Source organism: Nonomuraea turcica (genome assembly GCF_030718205.1).
Classification (GTDB): Bacteria; Actinomycetota; Actinomycetes; order Streptosporangiales; family Streptosporangiaceae; genus Nonomuraea.
Genome location: NZ_JAUZQF010000005.1, coordinates 282053 through 297862, shown reverse-complemented (window position 1 = coordinate 297862; position 15810 = coordinate 282053). Strand labels below are relative to the sequence as shown.

The following is a 15810-nucleotide window of genomic DNA, read 5'->3' as shown; positions in this document are numbered from 1 at the left end:
GAAGGGTGAGAGTACTGGCCTTTTCTGGGGATTGACTGGGAACCGAACACCCCGGTCTTCATGGACGCGGCGCCCTGTTACATCGATTTATTCTCGCCCTCATCGGCGGGCAACGTCATCGAACGCATCCTGGGGCACACGTACCAACCGGATGGGTGACATGACACACCTCGCAGACCATTCGGTCATCCCCCAGAATCCGCTCGACGACGTCGCCCGCACCACCGACTCCACCTTCTCCCGCCTGCTGAGATTCGCGCTGGCCAACCTGCGGCGAAGACCCGAGCGCGCGCTGCTGTCCGTGCTCGGCATCGGCCTGGCGATCGCCGCGGTCGTCGTGGTCCGCACGATCGCCGCCGGCCACCAGGACGCGGGCGTCGCCGCGGTCGCGCGAGCGGTCGACGGCGCCCCCTACTGGGTGGTCCCGGCCGGCGGCGTCGGGTACGACTCCGGCGCGCTCGCCGCCGCCGGACACCTGCCCCCGATCACCGTGCCGCCCGGCTGGACCTTCCACGCCGCCCCTGAAGGGTGGGCGACCATCACCACCGACGCGACCCCGGACGAGGTCGCCGCCGCCACCGGGCTGCGCGTGGTCTCCGACCCCGCCATCGCCCCCGCCCCCGGCGAGGGCGGGCTCGTCTACGCCACCGAAGAGCAGGGAGGGCGCGGGTCGTTCGTCGGATTCGACCAGAAATACGCGGCGCTGCTCGGCGGGCAGGTCGAGTCCTCCGTGCTCGGCCTGATCGGGCAGGCGGGCCTGGTCCTCGGCTTCGTGATCGCCGTCACCGGCTTCATGGCTTCCGTGCAGGAGCGGCGGCGCGAGTTCGGGATCATGTCCAGCGTCGGCCTGTCCGACGAGGTCCTCTACTTCTTCATGGTCGAGTCGCTGCTCGTGTTCGCCGCCGCGTACCTGTTCGGGGTGCTGGCCGGGGGCGCGGTCGTGGCCGTGCTGCTGCCGGCGTTCTTCGGGCTCGCGGCCTGGCTGACGGCGGCCGGGCTGGTGGCCATGTACCTGCCCGCGCTCGGCATCGTGGCCGCGCTCGTGCCCGTCCACCGGCTGCTCCAGCAGCGGCCGGTCGCGCTGCTCGTGGAGCACGCGTGAAGCGGGGCCTGGCGTACGGGCTGCTGGCCGTCCGCCGCAGGAGCCGGCTCCTGGCACTGCCCGCCGCGACCGTCGCGACCGGGGCGTTCCTGCTCGTGCTCGTCATGGGGCTGCTCCCGGGGCTGCGTGCGCAGGCGTTCGGCGACATGAGCCGGGCCTCGGTCGTCATCGCCGTGCTCGTCCTGCTGGTCGGGGCCGTTGAGGTGGCCATCGCGGCCACCCGGTCGGTGGTGCAGCGCACCAGGGAGATCGGCGTGCTCAACGCGTTCGGTGTGCCGTACCGGGCGATCGTGTGGGGGCTGCTCGCCGAGCCGGTCGCCATCGCGGCCTCGGGAGCGGCCGCGGGGGCGCTGCTCGGGCTCGCCGCGACGGCGGGCCTGGCGCTGACCGGGCCGGCCGACGTGCCGTTCCTGCCGGGAGTCGCGCTGCTCGGAGCGCTCGCCGCGGTCTGCGCCTCCACCCTGGCGGCCGCCGCGGCCAGCGCCGTGCCCGCCTGGCGGGCGGCCCGCCGGCCGCCGCTCGCCTCGCTCACCGACTGAAAGGACGACAACCTGTGGCGACCGTACAGGTGGAGAACGCCTGGAAGCTGTTCCAGGTCGGCGACGAGGTGGTCCGCGCCGTCGTGGACGTCAGCCTGACGGCCTCGGAAGGCGAGTTCGTCGCGCTGATGGGGCCGAGCGGGAGCGGCAAGTCCACGCTGCTGCACCTGCTCGGCGGCCTGGACCGGCCCACCAAGGGCGAGATCCGCATCGCCGGGCAGCCGACGACCAGCCTGACCGAGAGCCAGTTCGCGGCGCTGCGGCACTCGACGATCGGCTTCATCTTCCAGTCCTACAACCTGATCCCGTTCCTGTCGGCGGCGGAGAACGTCGAGCTGCCGCTGATGTTCGAGCCGGTCGACCGCGCCTCGGTCCACCGCCGTGCCCTCGAGCTGCTCGACCTCGTCGGGCTCGGGCACCGCGTGCACCACCGGCCCGGCCGCATGTCCGGCGGCGAGCAGCAGCGCACCGCGATCGCGCGGGCGCTCATCGGCTCGCCGTCGGTGGTGCTGGCCGACGAGCCCACCGCCAACCTCGACCAGCACACGGGGCAGTCGGTCGTCACGCTGCTGAAGGACCTGTGCGCCCGGCTCGGCGTGACCGTCGTCGCCTCCACCCACGACCCGATGGTCGCCGGGCACGCCACCCGCGTCCTGCGCATGTCCGGTGGACGGATCACCGAGGAGAACCATGAGTGAACCCCGCCTGCTCACCGAGATCATCCCCGACCAGGTGCTGCCGAAGGTCCTGCGCACCTTCGACCTGGTCGCCGTCTACGTGTTCATCATCTTCTTCGTCTCCGGCGCCTCGATCATCGCGGGCGGCGGCTGGGCGTCCATGTCGATGTGGATCATCGGGTTCGCGGTGTTCCTGGTCCCGGCGGCGTTCGCGGTGCTGGAACTGGCGGGGCTGTGGCCGGCGCAGGGCGGCGTGTACGTGTGGGCGTACCGCACGATGTCGGAGCGGTGGGCGTTCCTCGGCGGGTTCCTGTCGTGGATCCCGGTGATTCTGTCGGGCACGCTCACCCCGGCGGCGGCGGTGGCGTACCTGTCGCTCGCCTTCGGCTGGAACCTCAGCCTGACCGCCAACATCGTGCTCCAGCTCGTGCTGCTGTGGGCCTGCGTCGGCTTCGCGCTGCGGAAGCTGCGCCTGAGCCAGAACGTCGCCAACGGCGTCTTCGTCTTCTACGCCCTGCTCGTGGCCGCGGTGTTCGCCGCGGGCCTGACGGTGACGCTGGGCAACGGCGCTCCGGCGGTGCCGGTCGCGGACCTCGTCACGGTGGACTTCGGCACCTACGGGTGGATCTTCGGCATCGTGCTGCTCTACCTGGTAGGCGTGGAGACGCCGTTCAACATGGGCGCCGAGTTCACGCAGGGCTCCAGCGCCAAGCGCATGGTGTGGGCCGGCTCGGTCGCCCTCGCCGTCGGCTACCTGCTGGCCACCGCGGGCGTGCTGCTGTCCACCCCGGCGGACCGGATCGACCCGGTGACGGGCGTGGCGCGGGTGTTCGGTCAGCTCGGCGCGCCCTGGCTGCAGTCGGTCGCGGCCGTCGGCATCGCGCTGATCAGCCTGACCGCCTTCACCGTCTACCAGTCGGCGTACTCGCGGCTGGTCTTCGTCTCCGGCCTGGAAAAGCACCTGCCGCGGCTGTTCACCCACCTCAACGCGCGCACCAGGAACCCGGTCACGGCGCTGCTCATCCAGGGCGCGATCTCGTCCGTCGCGGTCGTCATCCTGTACTCCCAGCAGTCGCTCACGACGGTCTTCCTCAGCCTGCAAGGCGCGCTGACCGTGTTGTGGCTGGCCTCCGGCTACTTCTTCCTCGTCCCGGTCATCATCGCCCGCTTCAAGTACGCCGACCGCTACGCGAACGAGACCTTCTGGCGCATCCCCGGCGGCCGGACCGTGGCCATCGCGGTGTCGGCGGTCGGGATCCTCGCCACCACGGCAGGCATCTACTACACCTTCACGCTCCCGTTCAGCTCCGACATCGCGACCGGTACGTGGATGCTGAACCTCACGGTCATCTGCGGCGTCACGATGGTCGTGGCGGGGCTGGTCTACGTCTTCGGCCGCCGCTCGGCCGCCCGGCTCTCCGAGGACCAGCGGCTGGCCCATCTCGCGACGCTCGGCACGGAAGGAACCCCGCAGTGACGACGATCAGCAACATCTCCGTACGCCACCCGCTCGCCCCGCTGACCGAGGAGGAGGCCGCGGTGGCCTGCCGGGCGGCGCTGGCGTCCGGGGCGGTGGACCCGGGGGCGCGCATCGCCTACTGCGCGCTCGCCGAACCCGCCAAACGGGCCGTGCTCGGCTGGGACGGCACGCCGCTGCCGCGCGAGGTCACGGTCGTCACGTACGAGAAGAAGATCGGCAGGACCAGCATGCTCACGATCGGCCTGCCCGAAGGCGCGCTCGTGTCGTGCGTGCACGCCGCCGCCGGGCAACCGCCGATCATGCTGGAGGAGTGGCTGGCCAACGCCGAGTCCGTCCGCAACGACCCCGGGTTCCAGGCCGCCTGCGCCAAGCGCGGCGTCACCGACATGTCCGCCGTCCAGATCGACCCGTGGCCGGCCAGCAACTTCGGGCTGCCGGTCGACGGCGAGGGCCGCAGGCTGGCCCGCTGCGTCGCGTACGTGCTGGACGGGCCGGGCGACAACGCCTACGCGCACCCGATCGAGAACCTCGTCGTCGTGCTCGACCGCGACACCGGCGAAGTCGTCGAGTTGCAGGACGGCGAGGTCATCCCGGTGCCGAGAGCGCCGGGACGCTACGACTCCGGCACGCGCGAGCTCGCGCCGCTGCAGATCGTCCAGCCCGACGGCCCCGGCTTCACCGTGGACGACGGCGCGTTGCGCTGGGGGCCGTGGCAGCTCCGGGTGTCGATGCACCCCATCGAGGGCCTGGTGCTGCACGAGATCTGCTACGTCGAAGGCGAGCGCGTCCGCCCCGTCGTCTACCGGGCGAGCCTGTCGGAGATGATCGTCCCGTACGGCTCCACCAGCATGAACCACTGGTGGAAGAACGCCTTCGACGCCGGCGACGTCGGGCTCGGCAAAATGGCCAACGCGCTGGAGCTCGGCTGTGACTGCCTCGGCGAGATCGTCTACCTCGACGCGGTCATGGTGGACGAGGACGGCGTGCCCGCCACGCTCCGCAACGCGATCTGCGTGCACGAGGAGGACCACGGCATCCTCTGGAAACACTTCGACATGATGGCCGCGACGTCCGAGGTGCGGCGGTCGCGGCGGCTGGTCGTGTCGTTCATCGCGACCGTCGGCAACTACGAGTACGGTTTCTTCTGGTACTTCTTCCTCGACGGCACCATCCAGGCGGAGGTCAAGCTCACCGGCATCATCCAGACGCAGGCCGTCGCCCCGGGCTCGGCGGCCCCGTACGCGAATCTGGTGACGCCCGACCTCGCCGGGCCGCACCACCAGCACCTGTTCAACTTCCGGCTGGACATGTGCCTCGACGGCCCGCGCAACTCCGTGTACGAGGTCGAGGCGGCGCGGGTCCCGCCCGGCCCGGACAACCCGTACGGCAACGCCTTCACCGCCACGTCCACGCTGCTCGCCACCGAGGCGGAGGCGCAGCGCATGGCCGCGCCGGAGAAGGGGCGGTACTGGAAGATCGTCAACCATGGGTCGCGGAACGCCGTGGGGGAGCCCGTCGCGTTCAAGCTGATGCCCACGCACGTGGGCCCCGTGCTGCTCGCCGACGACGAGGCGGCGATCAGCAAGCGGGCGGCGTTCGCGACCAAGCACCTCTGGGTGACGCCGTTCGACGCCGAGGAGCGCAGGGCGGCCGGGGACTTCCCCAACCAGCACCCGGGCGGGGCGGGGCTGCCCGCGTGGACGGCGGCGAACCGGCCGGTCGTGGACACCGACCTCGTGCTCTGGTACACCGCCGGCACCACCCACTTCTGCCGGCCTGAGGACTTTCCCGTGATGCCGGTCGAGTACACCGGGTTCACGCTCAAGCCGGCCGGCTTCTTCGACCGCAACCCCGCCATCGACCTGGCCCCTACGCGGGGCGGCCACTGCCACCCCTGAGGCTGGGCGTGGGCTGAGAGGCGCCGGCGGGTCAGGCCCACTTCTCCGCGCCGGCGAACGGCATGTGCTCGCCCTCGACGTACCTCGGGAGCGGCTGGTAGACGTTCACTCCCGGGTCGCCGCGCAGCAGCAGCGCCGACACGAACGGCTGCTGCTCGCTGGTGATCCGGGTGGAGGTCGGGATGTACCTGATCGTCAGGCCGCAGCGGCGCCTGGGCGAGGTGTTGGCGTTGGAGGCGTGCAGGATGTTCGGGTGGTGCACCTCCACGTCGCCGGGCGACAACACCAGGTCCACCGCCCGCGACTCGTCCACCGTCACCGCGCTCTCCGAGCCGAGCACGTTGTCGATGTCGTCGCGCTGCCGCAGCGCGTGCAGGTCCTCTTTGTGCGAGCCCGGGATCACCCGTACACAGCCGTTGTCCGGCGTGGACTCGTCGACCGCGAGCCACAGCGTGACCACCCGCATCGGCTCCAGCGGCCAGTACGCCCCATCCTGGTGCCACAGGACCGGCATGCCGGAGAAGGGCGGCTTGCTGATGTAATGCGCGGCGAACAGGGCGATATCCGGGCCGACGAACAACTCGGCGAGGTCCAGCAGCCGGTCGTCGCTCACCAGCCGCACCCAGAACGGGTCGCCGGCGACCAGCTCGGTGGCCAGGTCCTCACCGAGCCGGTCCGGGTGATTGGCCTGGAGCCAGGCGACGTGGTCGCTCGCCCCGGCGACCAGGTCGCGGTCGAGGACGTTCCGGAAGATCGTGTAGCCGTCGCGGTCGTAGTCCTGGAGGATCCGGTCGACTTCCGTGATCACCATGTACTCCTCTGCAGGGAAGGGCGTCGATCCGGATTCTTCGGTGGCTGCGGCCCGAGTTACTAGTATTCGCCGCTCCATAACTATTAATTTCCTGACATGCCGACGATCCTGCGGTGGGTCGAATTCGCGGCCGGGCTGCCGTACCACGCGGCCCTGGTGCCGGTGACCGGCGGCCGCCGCGACCGGCCCGAGCCGCACACGCACGCCGATTTCCATGAGCTGGTGTTCGTGACGGCGGGGGAGGGCACCCAGCGCCTCGGCGACACCGAGATGCCGCTGCGTGCCGGTGACGTGGTGCTGGTACGGCCGCACGACCGGCACGAGTTCGCCGCCACGACCGCAACGGGCCTGCGGTTCGTCAACATCGCCTTCCCGAGCGAGCGCTGGCGGGCCTTCGCCGACCTCGCCGGGCTGGCCGGCACGGCGGACTGGGACCGGCGCGAGCAGCCACCGGCGGCGCGCGCCGAGCTGGAGGGGCCGGTCGCAGCTGAGTTCGCCCGCGTGCTGGGCGCCTATTCCGGGGTGCCGCGCGTGCTCGACCTGGTGCGGCTCTGGACGGCGGTCGTCCCGCTGCTGGAGCGCGCGGACGGCACGGCCGTGGACCGGCGGCCCGGCTGGCTGGTGTCGGCCTGCGTCGCGATGAGCCGGGAGGAGAACCTGCGCGAAGGGCTTCCCCGGCTGCTCACCCTGGCCGCTGTGAGCTCGGGACACCTCGCCCGCTCCATGCGCACGCACTACGGCTGCACGCCCGTCGCGTTCGTGGCCAGGCGGCGGCTGGAGCACGCCGCGCTGCTGCTGACCACGACCACGGAGAGCATCGGCGGGATCGCGCACCGGTGCGGCTTCTCCGGCCAGTCGTACTTCGGGAGGCTCTTTCAACGCGCCTACGGCATGGCGCCCCGGGACTACCGGGAAACCACGAGGCGGGCTGTGGTCCCGGGGCTATGGACGCCCAAGATATCAAGTGATTAGATGACTTGCACTCGGGCCCGTTTTCATCTCCAGCCAGGACCACAAGTGAAACAGGAGGGCCGGGCATGATCCGGTCGCGTCCAGTGCTCATCGCCGCCGTCACTTCCCTCTTACTCGCCGGCTGCGGCTCCTCCGGCGACACCGCCGGGCAGCAGCAGCCCGGCAAGACCGAGCTGAAGCTCTACAACGACAAGGGCGCCTGGAGCAAATACTTCGACGAGATGGGCGTCCTGTCCAAACAGCAGATCGGCCTGTCGATGAAGTCGGTCGGTTACACCGACGAGCCGACGTACCAGGCGTTCATCAAGGCGTCCTTCCGCACGAGCGTGAAACCCGACCTGTTCACCTGGACGACGGGCGGGCGGCTGGCGGAGATCGTCGCCCAGAAGCAGGTGGCGGACACGACCGCTATCTGGCAGGAGGCCATCAAGAACGGCGACCTCTCGGCCGATCTGGCCCCCTACTACACCATCGGCGGCAAGCAGTATTGCGTGCCGTTGAACGCGGCCTACTGGGGCATGTTCTACAACAAGAAGCTCTTCGACGAGCACGGGCTGAAGCCGCCTGCGACCTGGGACGAGCTGATCCAGATCGCCGGCACGCTGAAGAAGAACGGCGTGCCCGCCTTCTACCACACCTCCGTGTTGTTCTCCTTCGTCTGGTTCGAGCAGCTCCTCGCCGGCACCGACCCCGACCTGTACGACCGCCTGTCCACCGGCCAGGCCAAGTACACCGATCCCGGCGTGGTGGAGGTGATGAAACGCTGGAAGTCGATGATCGACGCCGGCTACTTCAACAACCCCGGTGACAAGACCGACCCCGGCGACGTGCTCAAGACCGGCAAGGCGGCGATGGTGTCGTTCGGGACGTGGTTCAACACGAGCATGACCCAGCGCGGCATGAAGCCGGGCACCGACTACGGCTTCTTCGTGATCCCGAACGTCAACGCGTCCCTCCCCAAGACCTCGATGATCTTCGAGAGCGGCCCGCTGTGCTCGCTGGCCAAGGCGCCCGATCCCGCGGCCAGCATGAAATACCTCAAGTGGTGGGTGGGGGCCGGCGCTCAGGAGAAGTGGGCCACCGCCAGGGGAGACGTCTCGGCCAACCCCAAGGTCGCCGTCGCCGACCAGGCCATCGCGGAGGTCGGCAAGGCCGCGGGCAGTGGCGAGTATCGGCTGGTCAACCGGTATTTCGAGGCCACGCCGCCACCCGTGCTCACCGCCGCGCTCGACGGCTTCAGCGGGTTCGTCGCCAAGCCCGACACCTACGAGAAGGTCCTCGCCGACATCCAGGCCGCCGCCGATGAGTATTGGAGCACGCACAAGCAAGGAAACTGAGCACGTCAGGGCGACAGGGCGGCTCGCCACGGGTCCGGCACCTTGTCCCCGTAGGCGATCTCGCGGGCCCTGGCGAAGGTGGCCAGCTCGGCGACCGCCCGCCCCACGGCGGTCGCCGTGTCCGCGGACGTGCCCGGCTCGGGGAACAACCCTTCGATCTCCAGCCGCGCCCGGCGCCGGTCCAGACGCGGCACCAGCCTGCCCACCAGCCGGTCGCCGTGCAGGATCGGCATGATGTAGTGCCCGTACTGCCGCTTGGCCTTGGGCACGTACATCTCCGTCCGGAACACGAACCCCCACAGGCGCTCGGTCCGCTCCCGGTCGCAGATGAGGTTGTCGAACGGCGACAGCAGCGTGGTGCGCGGCTTCCAGTCGCGCTCCAGCAGGCCGAGCACGTCGCGGTGCACGTACCACCGCTCGTCGCCGCCCTCGACCTCGGCGGGCACGACCCGCCCCGACGCCTCCAGATCGCTCAGCACCTCGGAGAGGCCGGGATAGCGGGAGCGGATGAAATGCCGCTCGATGTCGGCCGCGCGGGCCACGCCGAGCGCGCGCAGCGCGTGCTCGGCCGCCCGCGTCACCGCCTCCTCCCGCGGCAACGGCTCCAGTTCGGCCCACTGCGGCAGCCCGCGCTCGGGCAGGTCCCACAGGCGGGTGCGTCCCTCCCGGCCCGCCACCATGACGTGGCCCTGGAACCACAGGAAGTCCAGCATCCGCTCGACGTTGCGGCCATGGGTCCACCCGCTCGACCGCCACGCGACGGCCGCGAGGTCGTCGAACCCGCCGACCGGCAGCGGACCCTTCTCCCGCAGCCGGTCGAGGACGTGCTGCCGTAAGGCGTCGTTCGCCGCCAGCCAGTCGCGGACCTGCTGCGCGTAGCGGGACTCGCCTGCCGGATAGACGCGCATCATCACCTGGTGGATGGGGTAGTCCTCGGCCAGCACGATCGACGCGGCGTGCGCCCAGTATTCGAACAACCAGCGCTCGCGCCACAGCAGCACGTCCACGTCGTCCGGATCGTAGCCGCCGACCCTGCTCCAGAGCACCAGCAGGTGACTGCGTGCCACCACGTTGACCGGGTCGAGCTGCAGGCACCGCAACGTCCGCAGCACCTGCCGCAGGCCGTCGAGGTCATTGCCTGGGCGGGGACCGGCCAGGTGCTGGCAGGTCACGGCCAGCCGCCTTGCGGACGTGAGGCTGAGCGTCAGGGGGCGCGACATGGTCATCAAGCGTACTCGAAAAAGAGTTCGATCGGAGCTATTGGAAGGTGTATTCCTGGCGGTCGAAGTCCAGCGTCCAGGCGTACTCGGAGAGGAAGGCCTGCGAGATCAGCCCGTCGATCCTGACGCCGCCGAAGTCGGACCACGGCGCGGTCCTGCCCGGCGCGACGGACAGAAGGTGCGCCGTCTGCTCCAGCGGTCCCAGGCGCAGCGGGTGCGGTGCCGTGAGGTGGGTGGCCGCGAGATCGGCACGGGGGATGCCCCAGGTGCGGTACTGGGACCTGGTCGCCAGCACGGCAGCCTGCCTGATCCTGCCGTCGTCCTCGATCAGGTGCACCAGGCCGGAGTCGACGAAGAAGGTGAGATCTCGCGGGCCGTGGCCGCCCTTCGCGAACATGAAGTGGTCGGCCCAGAGGCAGAACGGCACCCGGACGCCGTCCGGCGGAGGGTGGTGCCCGCGCGGGGCCAGGAGGAGATGACCGGCCGGAACGTCGATGGTGGGCAGAAAGTGCCGCAGCAGGCAGGTCCCCATGATCACGATGTCCTGGGGTCCGGTCAGCGTGGGGAGGACGTCCACCGGCACGTTCGTCAGCGCCACGCCCCCGAGGTCCAGCTCCCGGACGAGGCCGGTGCGGACCGGCGTGCGGGTGACGCCGTGGAAACGGCGGCCGGCCGGTACGGCCTCGACGCCCATCGCCGCCGCCCGCTCCAGGCCCATCACCAGGAACGCGCCTCCGGTGTCCAGGTGGATGAGCGCATGGCGCCCGTTCAGCGTGCCCTCGAGGGCCGGCAGGTACGGCGCCAGCGGATGGTCGGCGAACGGCAGCGTGACGGGCCCGTGCACCTTGACCGTCATCGGGTGGTCGCGCCGCAGCGCCAGACCGGGCGGAAGGCGGCGGCGCCGGCGGCATAAGTGCTCGCACGCCTTGTCCACCCGGTCCAGGTGTACCCAGGCGTGCGCCACCGGCATGTCCAGCGCACGCGGCGGGCGCCGGAGCGCCTGGTAGCGGGCCAGCCCCTGCTCGAACCGCCCGCGCACCAGGTCGGCCAGGACGAGTAACCGCTCGGCGCCACGGTGCGGTCGCGCCAGGCGGGCGGCCTCGTCCACGTCCCCCGATCGCCAGGCCCGCCACGCCGTGCGGTGCCGTGGCGTGATCATTCCGGCTCCGTCTCGGACGGTGGGGCGGGGTCGTCGACCCCCGGCGAGCCGGGGCCGACGTCGAGGGCGGCGGACAGGATGGCGAGGAGCGGGATGAGGGCTCGCCCCACGATCTCGTACGTGCCGCGCCGCGGCTGCCGGATCAACCCGCCCCGCTGCAGCTCGCGCAGGTGGTGGTACAGGTGCCCGGTCGAGCTCTCGGCGCCCAGCGCGTCCTGCAGCTCGGCCCGCCCGCGCGGCCCGCCGGCGAGCGCGGCGAGCAGCGCCAGCCTGGCCGGGCTGCCCATCGACTCCAGCGTCGCCGCCGCGGCCGTCCAGTCGGCCGCCATCAGGTCGTCGACCTGGTGCTCGCCGGTCCACAGGAACTCGAACCCGCAGATGAACGCCGCCCCGCCGTACGCCACCGTGCCCCCAGTGCCGCCTTCCGCGGCCTGGTTCCGATAGTGGTGCACCAGGTCCAGCGCCGCCGACCCCACGCCCCGCCGTCCGAGGTCGGGCGTGCCGGCGGGCGCCGCCTGCTGCTCCAGTTGATCCATCCGCCGCTCCAGCGCGGCCAGACGCTCCTCCACTGCACACCTCTCGTCTTTCCGGAATTACGGAAAAGCGTACGTATGTGGATAGCGGAGCGTCAATGGGCAGCTGCTGCACGAGCTCACCGGGCTCGGGGGCGTCATCGCCGGCCTGCGGGGCGAGCTGCGCCGCAACCCCCTCCTCGCCACCGCGATGGAGGAGCACTTCATCGCCTCGCGACGTGCGGCGGTGACGAGCGTGTTCGAGCGGGCGCGCGCCAGGGGCGAGCTGGCCGCCGGCGCCTCGTGGACCACGTGATCATCCCGCTGGGAATCCCGGCCCACCCCGCACGCGAGCGTGATTCCGGCGCACGATAGAAGAAGGGCCATGCCGTTCGACCCCTACCTCGCCGACAAGCTGGCTTCGGTGCGTGGCCTGTCCCGGGAGGACCTTGCGACCGACCCGGCGGCCCAGCGGAAGATGACCGACTACCTGCGGGATCCGGCGGAGTGGACCCTGCCCCCGGACGTGGTGGTCGAGGATCTCTTGATCGCCGGCCCGCACGGCGACATCCCCATCCGCACGTACCGGCCGCGGGACACGTCTGCGACCCTCGCCCTGCTATGGGCGCACGGCGGCGGCTTTTCCGGCGGCGACCTGGAGATGCCCGAGGCCCACGTCGTGAGCGCCGAACTGGCCGCCCGGGCCGGCGCCTTCGTCGCCTCGGTCGGCTACCGGCTGGCCCAGAACGGGGTGCGTTACCCCGTACCGCTGGACGACGTCGACGCGGCCTGGCGCTGGCTCACGGCGGAGGCCATGCCAGGCGGGCGCGCCGCGCTGGGCGGCGCCAGCGCGGGAGCGGCCCTCGCCCTCGCGACCGCCCTGCGCGCCCGCGACCGGAGGTCGGCGGACCTGCTCCTCCTGGCCTATCCCTTCGCGCACTACCCCAACCCTGCCCTGGACGACGCGACCACCGCCGAGATGGCCACGTTGCCCCCGTTCATGCGTTTCCCCACGGCGGCGATCGAAGGCATGGTCCGCACCTACGTGGGCCGGATCAGCGACCTGCCGCCCGACGCGCTCCCCGGCGCCGCCCGCCTCGACGGCCTGCCGGCCACCCACATCCTGCTGTCCGAGTACGACGACCTCCGAGCGTCCGGCGAACTCCTCCAGCGCCAGCTCTGCGAAGCCGGCGTCCCGGTGAGCACGTTCCTGGCACGCGGAATGCCACACGGGCACCTCAACCGCACCCCGTCCCTCCGCGAGGTGGACGCCTCGCTCGACTACTTCGCCGCCGCCCTCGGCACGCTCTGACCGCCGCCTGGCGCGGCACCGGCCATGGTCGACGGCTCGTGCCTAACGTGCGTCGGTTGGGGCTGGGGCCGGCCTCCTCACCCCCGTCAAGCGCTCGGTCCATGCCGCCACGACGTCGCTGCGGTCCATGTTGCACCGGCGGCCGAGCTCGGCCGTCTCCGTGGAGACAGCGTTGCGTGACGTGCGTCGGCGGATCGGTCCGGCTCCCTACCTGGGCACTGTCACTTCGATGCGAGCCGAAGTGACAGTGCCCGCGTCATCGAAGTTTGGCAGTGCCCAACCGAAGTTCAGGTGTCGGAACGTGCGTCGGCTGGGAACTAGGGCTTCAGAGGTTTGACGCATGGCCCAGTGATCCGGTTGTTCGGAAGGAAGCAGATGAGCGACACCCAGGACAACGCCCCCGCCAGCGCGCAGGGCGTGGATCGGAAGGCGGCGGCCGGCTTTCTGGTCGCGCATGACTCCGTGACCGCGCATGGCAGTGAGAGCGAGAACCCGGCCATCGGCTCGCCGACTCCGAAGACCGGCGGTCGTCCGCGCACGAACCGGGACTGGTGGCCCAACCAGCTCGACCTGTCGGTGTTGCGCGCGCACTCGTCCAAGGGCAACCCACTGGCAGAGGGCTTCAGCTACGCCAAGGAGTTCGAGAAGCTCGAGGTCGAAGCCCTCAAGCAGGACATCATCGAGGTGCTCACCACCTCGCAGGACTGGTGGCCGGCCGACTTCGGCCACTATGGCGGTCTCATGATCCGGATGAGCTGGCACGCCGCGGGCACCTACCGCATCCAGGACGGTCGGGGCGGGGCCGGCGACGGCGCTCAGCGTTTCGCCCCGCTCAACAGCTGGCCCGACAACGCCAACCTCGACAAGGCCCGCCGGCTGCTGTGGCCGGTCAAGCAGAAGTACGGCCAGAAGATCTCGTGGGCCGACCTGCTCGTGCTCGCCGGCCACGTCGCCCTGGAGTCGATGGGTTTCAAGACCTTCGGCTTCGGCTTCGGCCGCGAGGACGTCTGGGAGCCGGAGGAGATCTTCTGGGGTCCGGAGGACGCCTGGCTCGGTGACGAGCGCTACGTCACCGACACCGAGATGGTGCCGCACTTCGGCGCGACCGAGATGGGTCTCATCTACGTCAACCCGGAGGGTCCCCGCGGCAACGCCGACCCGGCTGCGGCGGCGCATTTCATCCGCGAGACCTTCGGGCGGATGGCGATGAACGACGAGGAGACTGTCGCTCTCATCGCCGGCGGCCACACGTTCGGCAAGACCCACGGCGCCGGCGTCGCGGACGACCACGTGGGGCCGGAGCCCGAGGCCGCGCCACTGGAGGCGCAGGGCCTGGGCTGGCTGAGCAGCTACGGCACCGGCAAGGGCGGTGACACGATCACCAGCGGTCTCGAGGTGACGTGGACCGACCGGCCGACGCAGTGGAGCAACCGTTTCTTCGAGATCCTCTTCGGCTACGAGTGGGAGCTCACCACGAGCCCCGGCGGTGCGAAGCAGTGGGTCGCGAAGGACGCCGAGGCGATCATCCCGGACGCCCACGACCCGTCGAAGAAGCACAAGCCGACGATGCTCACGACCGACCTGGCGCTGCGCGTCGATCCGACGTACCAGAAGATCTCCCTCCGCTTCATGGAGAAGCCCGACGAGTTCGCGGTGGCCTTCGCCAAGGCCTGGTACAAGCTGCTGCACCGCGACATGGGTCCGGTCAGCCGCTTCCTCGGACCGTGGGTCGCCGAGCCCCAGCTGTGGCAGGACCCGGTGCCGGCCGTCGACCACGAACTCGTGGGTGACGCCGACGTCGCTTCCCTCAAGACGAAGGTCCTGGAGTCCGGCCTCACGACCGCTCAACTGATCTCCACAGCCTGGGCCTCCGCCGCGAGCTTCCGGTCCACCGACAAGCGCGGCGGCGCCAACGGCGCCCGGCTCCGTCTCCAGCCGCAGCGCAGCTGGGAGGTCAACCAGCCCGAGCAACTCGCGACAGTCCTGGGCACCCTCGAGGGCATTCAGCGCCAGTTCAACCAGGCCGGCGGCGCGAAGATCTCGCTCGCGGACCTGATCGTGCTGGCCGGCTCGGCCGCCGTCGAGAAGGCGGCACGCGAGGCCGGCGTGGAGGTGACGGTGCCGTTCCGCCCGGGCCGCACCGACGCCACCCAGGAGCAGACCGACGTCGAGTCCTTCCGGGTCCTCGAGCCGCGGGCCGACGGGTTCCGCAACTACCTGCGTTCCGGCGAGAAGACCCAGCCGGAGGTACTGCTCGTCGACCGTGCCTACATGCTGAACCTGACCCCGCCTGAGATGACCGTCCTTATCGGCGGCCTGCGTTCCCTCGGAGCCAACTTCGGCGGTACCCAGCACGGCGTCCTCACCGACCAGCCCGGCGTGCTCACCAACGACTTCTTCACCAACCTGCTCTCCCCGGGCGCCCGCTGGAAGGCATCGGAGTCCGAGGAGCATATGTACGAGATCCGCGACGTCGCCACCGATGAGGTGAAATGGACCGCCACCGCGATCGACCTCATCTTCGGCTCCAACTCCCAGCTACGAGCCCTCGCGGAGGTCTACGCCGGTCAGGACGCCCGCGACAAGTTCGTGGCCGACTTCGTCGCAGCCTGGACCAAAGTCATGGAACTCGACCGGTTCGACCTCGCCTGACTCGTCTCCACCCGACGAGCCCGGCCGAGCCACCATGATCGGCTGGGCTCGTCCGCCAGGAATGTGGAGTCAGGCCCCGACAACGCGGCTCTCAGCCACGGTCCGCCCGGCTCGCCGGACGGACGCGGCATCAGCTTCC

The 15810-nt window shown here is 70.6% G+C and carries 14 protein-coding genes; 10 read left to right on the top strand and 4 right to left on the bottom strand.

Going from position 1 to position 15810, the window contains the following annotated elements:
- Positions 1-160: 160 nt before the first annotated feature.
- Genes Q9G87_RS15735 through Q9G87_RS15715 form a run of 5 tightly spaced genes read left to right on the top strand, consistent with a single transcriptional unit; the run spans position 161 to position 5696 of the window.
- Entirely contained in the window at positions 161-1102 is a 942-nt protein-coding gene (locus Q9G87_RS15735) for an ABC transporter permease (protein WP_305917082.1), read from the top strand.
- Positions 1099-1641, top strand: coding sequence for an FtsX-like permease family protein (locus Q9G87_RS15730; RefSeq protein ID WP_305917081.1), 543 nt, complete (start codon positions 1099-1101; stop codon positions 1639-1641). Before Q9G87_RS15735 ends, Q9G87_RS15730 begins: the two co-directional genes overlap by 4 nt.
- A gap of 14 nt (positions 1642-1655) precedes the next feature.
- The gene (locus Q9G87_RS15725) at positions 1656-2339 is read left to right on the top strand and encodes an ABC transporter ATP-binding protein (protein ID WP_305917080.1); all 684 of its coding nucleotides are present in this window, start codon (positions 1656-1658) and stop codon (positions 2337-2339) included.
- The gene (locus Q9G87_RS15720) at positions 2332-3795 is read left to right on the top strand and encodes an APC family permease (RefSeq protein ID WP_305917079.1); all 1464 of its coding nucleotides are present in this window, start codon (positions 2332-2334) and stop codon (positions 3793-3795) included. Before Q9G87_RS15725 ends, Q9G87_RS15720 begins: the two co-directional genes overlap by 8 nt.
- A complete protein-coding gene (locus tag Q9G87_RS15715) occupies positions 3792-5696 on the top strand; it encodes a primary-amine oxidase (protein WP_305917078.1) in 1905 nt (634 codons plus the stop codon). The genes Q9G87_RS15720 and Q9G87_RS15715 overlap by 4 nt, the downstream gene beginning before the upstream one ends.
- 31 nt (positions 5697-5727) lie before the next feature.
- On the opposite strand, the gene Q9G87_RS15710 is transcribed toward Q9G87_RS15715, so the two are convergent.
- Positions 5728-6507 (bottom strand): phytanoyl-CoA dioxygenase family protein, encoded by a 780-nt coding sequence (locus tag Q9G87_RS15710; protein ID WP_305917077.1) that lies wholly within the window; start codon positions 6505-6507, stop codon positions 5728-5730.
- A gap of 96 nt (positions 6508-6603) precedes the next feature.
- Here Q9G87_RS15710 and Q9G87_RS15705 point away from each other — a divergent pair, with 96 nt between their 5' ends.
- Positions 6604-7479: an AraC family transcriptional regulator gene (locus Q9G87_RS15705; protein WP_305917076.1), complete on the top strand. Its 876-nt coding sequence runs from the start codon at positions 6604-6606 to the stop codon at positions 7477-7479.
- Between the two features lie 65 nt (positions 7480-7544).
- Positions 7545-8816: an ABC transporter substrate-binding protein gene (locus tag Q9G87_RS15700; RefSeq protein ID WP_305917075.1), complete on the top strand. Its 1272-nt coding sequence runs from the start codon at positions 7545-7547 to the stop codon at positions 8814-8816.
- A 5-nt stretch (positions 8817-8821) separates the two neighbouring features.
- On the opposite strand, the gene Q9G87_RS15695 is transcribed toward Q9G87_RS15700, so the two are convergent.
- From Q9G87_RS15695 to Q9G87_RS15685, 3 genes are read right to left on the bottom strand one after another with little or no spacing between them, the layout of a single operon-like run.
- A complete protein-coding gene (locus tag Q9G87_RS15695; RefSeq protein WP_305917074.1) occupies positions 8822-10036 on the bottom strand; it encodes a winged helix-turn-helix domain-containing protein in 1215 nt (404 codons plus the stop codon).
- Between the two features lie 37 nt (positions 10037-10073).
- The gene (locus Q9G87_RS15690) at positions 10074-11195 is read right to left on the bottom strand and encodes a retropepsin-like aspartic protease (protein WP_305917073.1); all 1122 of its coding nucleotides are present in this window, start codon (positions 11193-11195) and stop codon (positions 10074-10076) included.
- Positions 11192-11764, bottom strand: coding sequence for a helix-turn-helix domain-containing protein (locus Q9G87_RS15685; RefSeq protein WP_305917072.1), 573 nt, complete (start codon positions 11762-11764; stop codon positions 11192-11194). The genes Q9G87_RS15690 and Q9G87_RS15685 overlap by 4 nt, the downstream gene beginning before the upstream one ends.
- Before the next feature lie 70 nt (positions 11765-11834).
- Here Q9G87_RS15685 and Q9G87_RS15680 point away from each other — a divergent pair, with 70 nt between their 5' ends.
- From Q9G87_RS15680 to katG, 3 genes are all read left to right on the top strand, one after another.
- On the top strand, positions 11835-12023 hold the full coding sequence (locus tag Q9G87_RS15680) for a TetR-like C-terminal domain-containing protein (RefSeq protein WP_371825781.1): 189 nt from the start codon (positions 11835-11837) through the stop codon (positions 12021-12023).
- Between the two features lie 69 nt (positions 12024-12092).
- Positions 12093-13019, top strand: a complete 927-nt coding sequence (locus Q9G87_RS15675; protein WP_305917071.1) for an alpha/beta hydrolase — start codon at positions 12093-12095, stop codon at positions 13017-13019.
- Between the two features lie 375 nt (positions 13020-13394).
- Complete coding sequence (katG, locus tag Q9G87_RS15670) at positions 13395-15671, top strand: catalase/peroxidase HPI (protein WP_305917070.1); 2277 nt, start codon at positions 13395-13397, stop codon at positions 15669-15671.
- Positions 15672-15810: the final 139 nt, after the last annotated feature.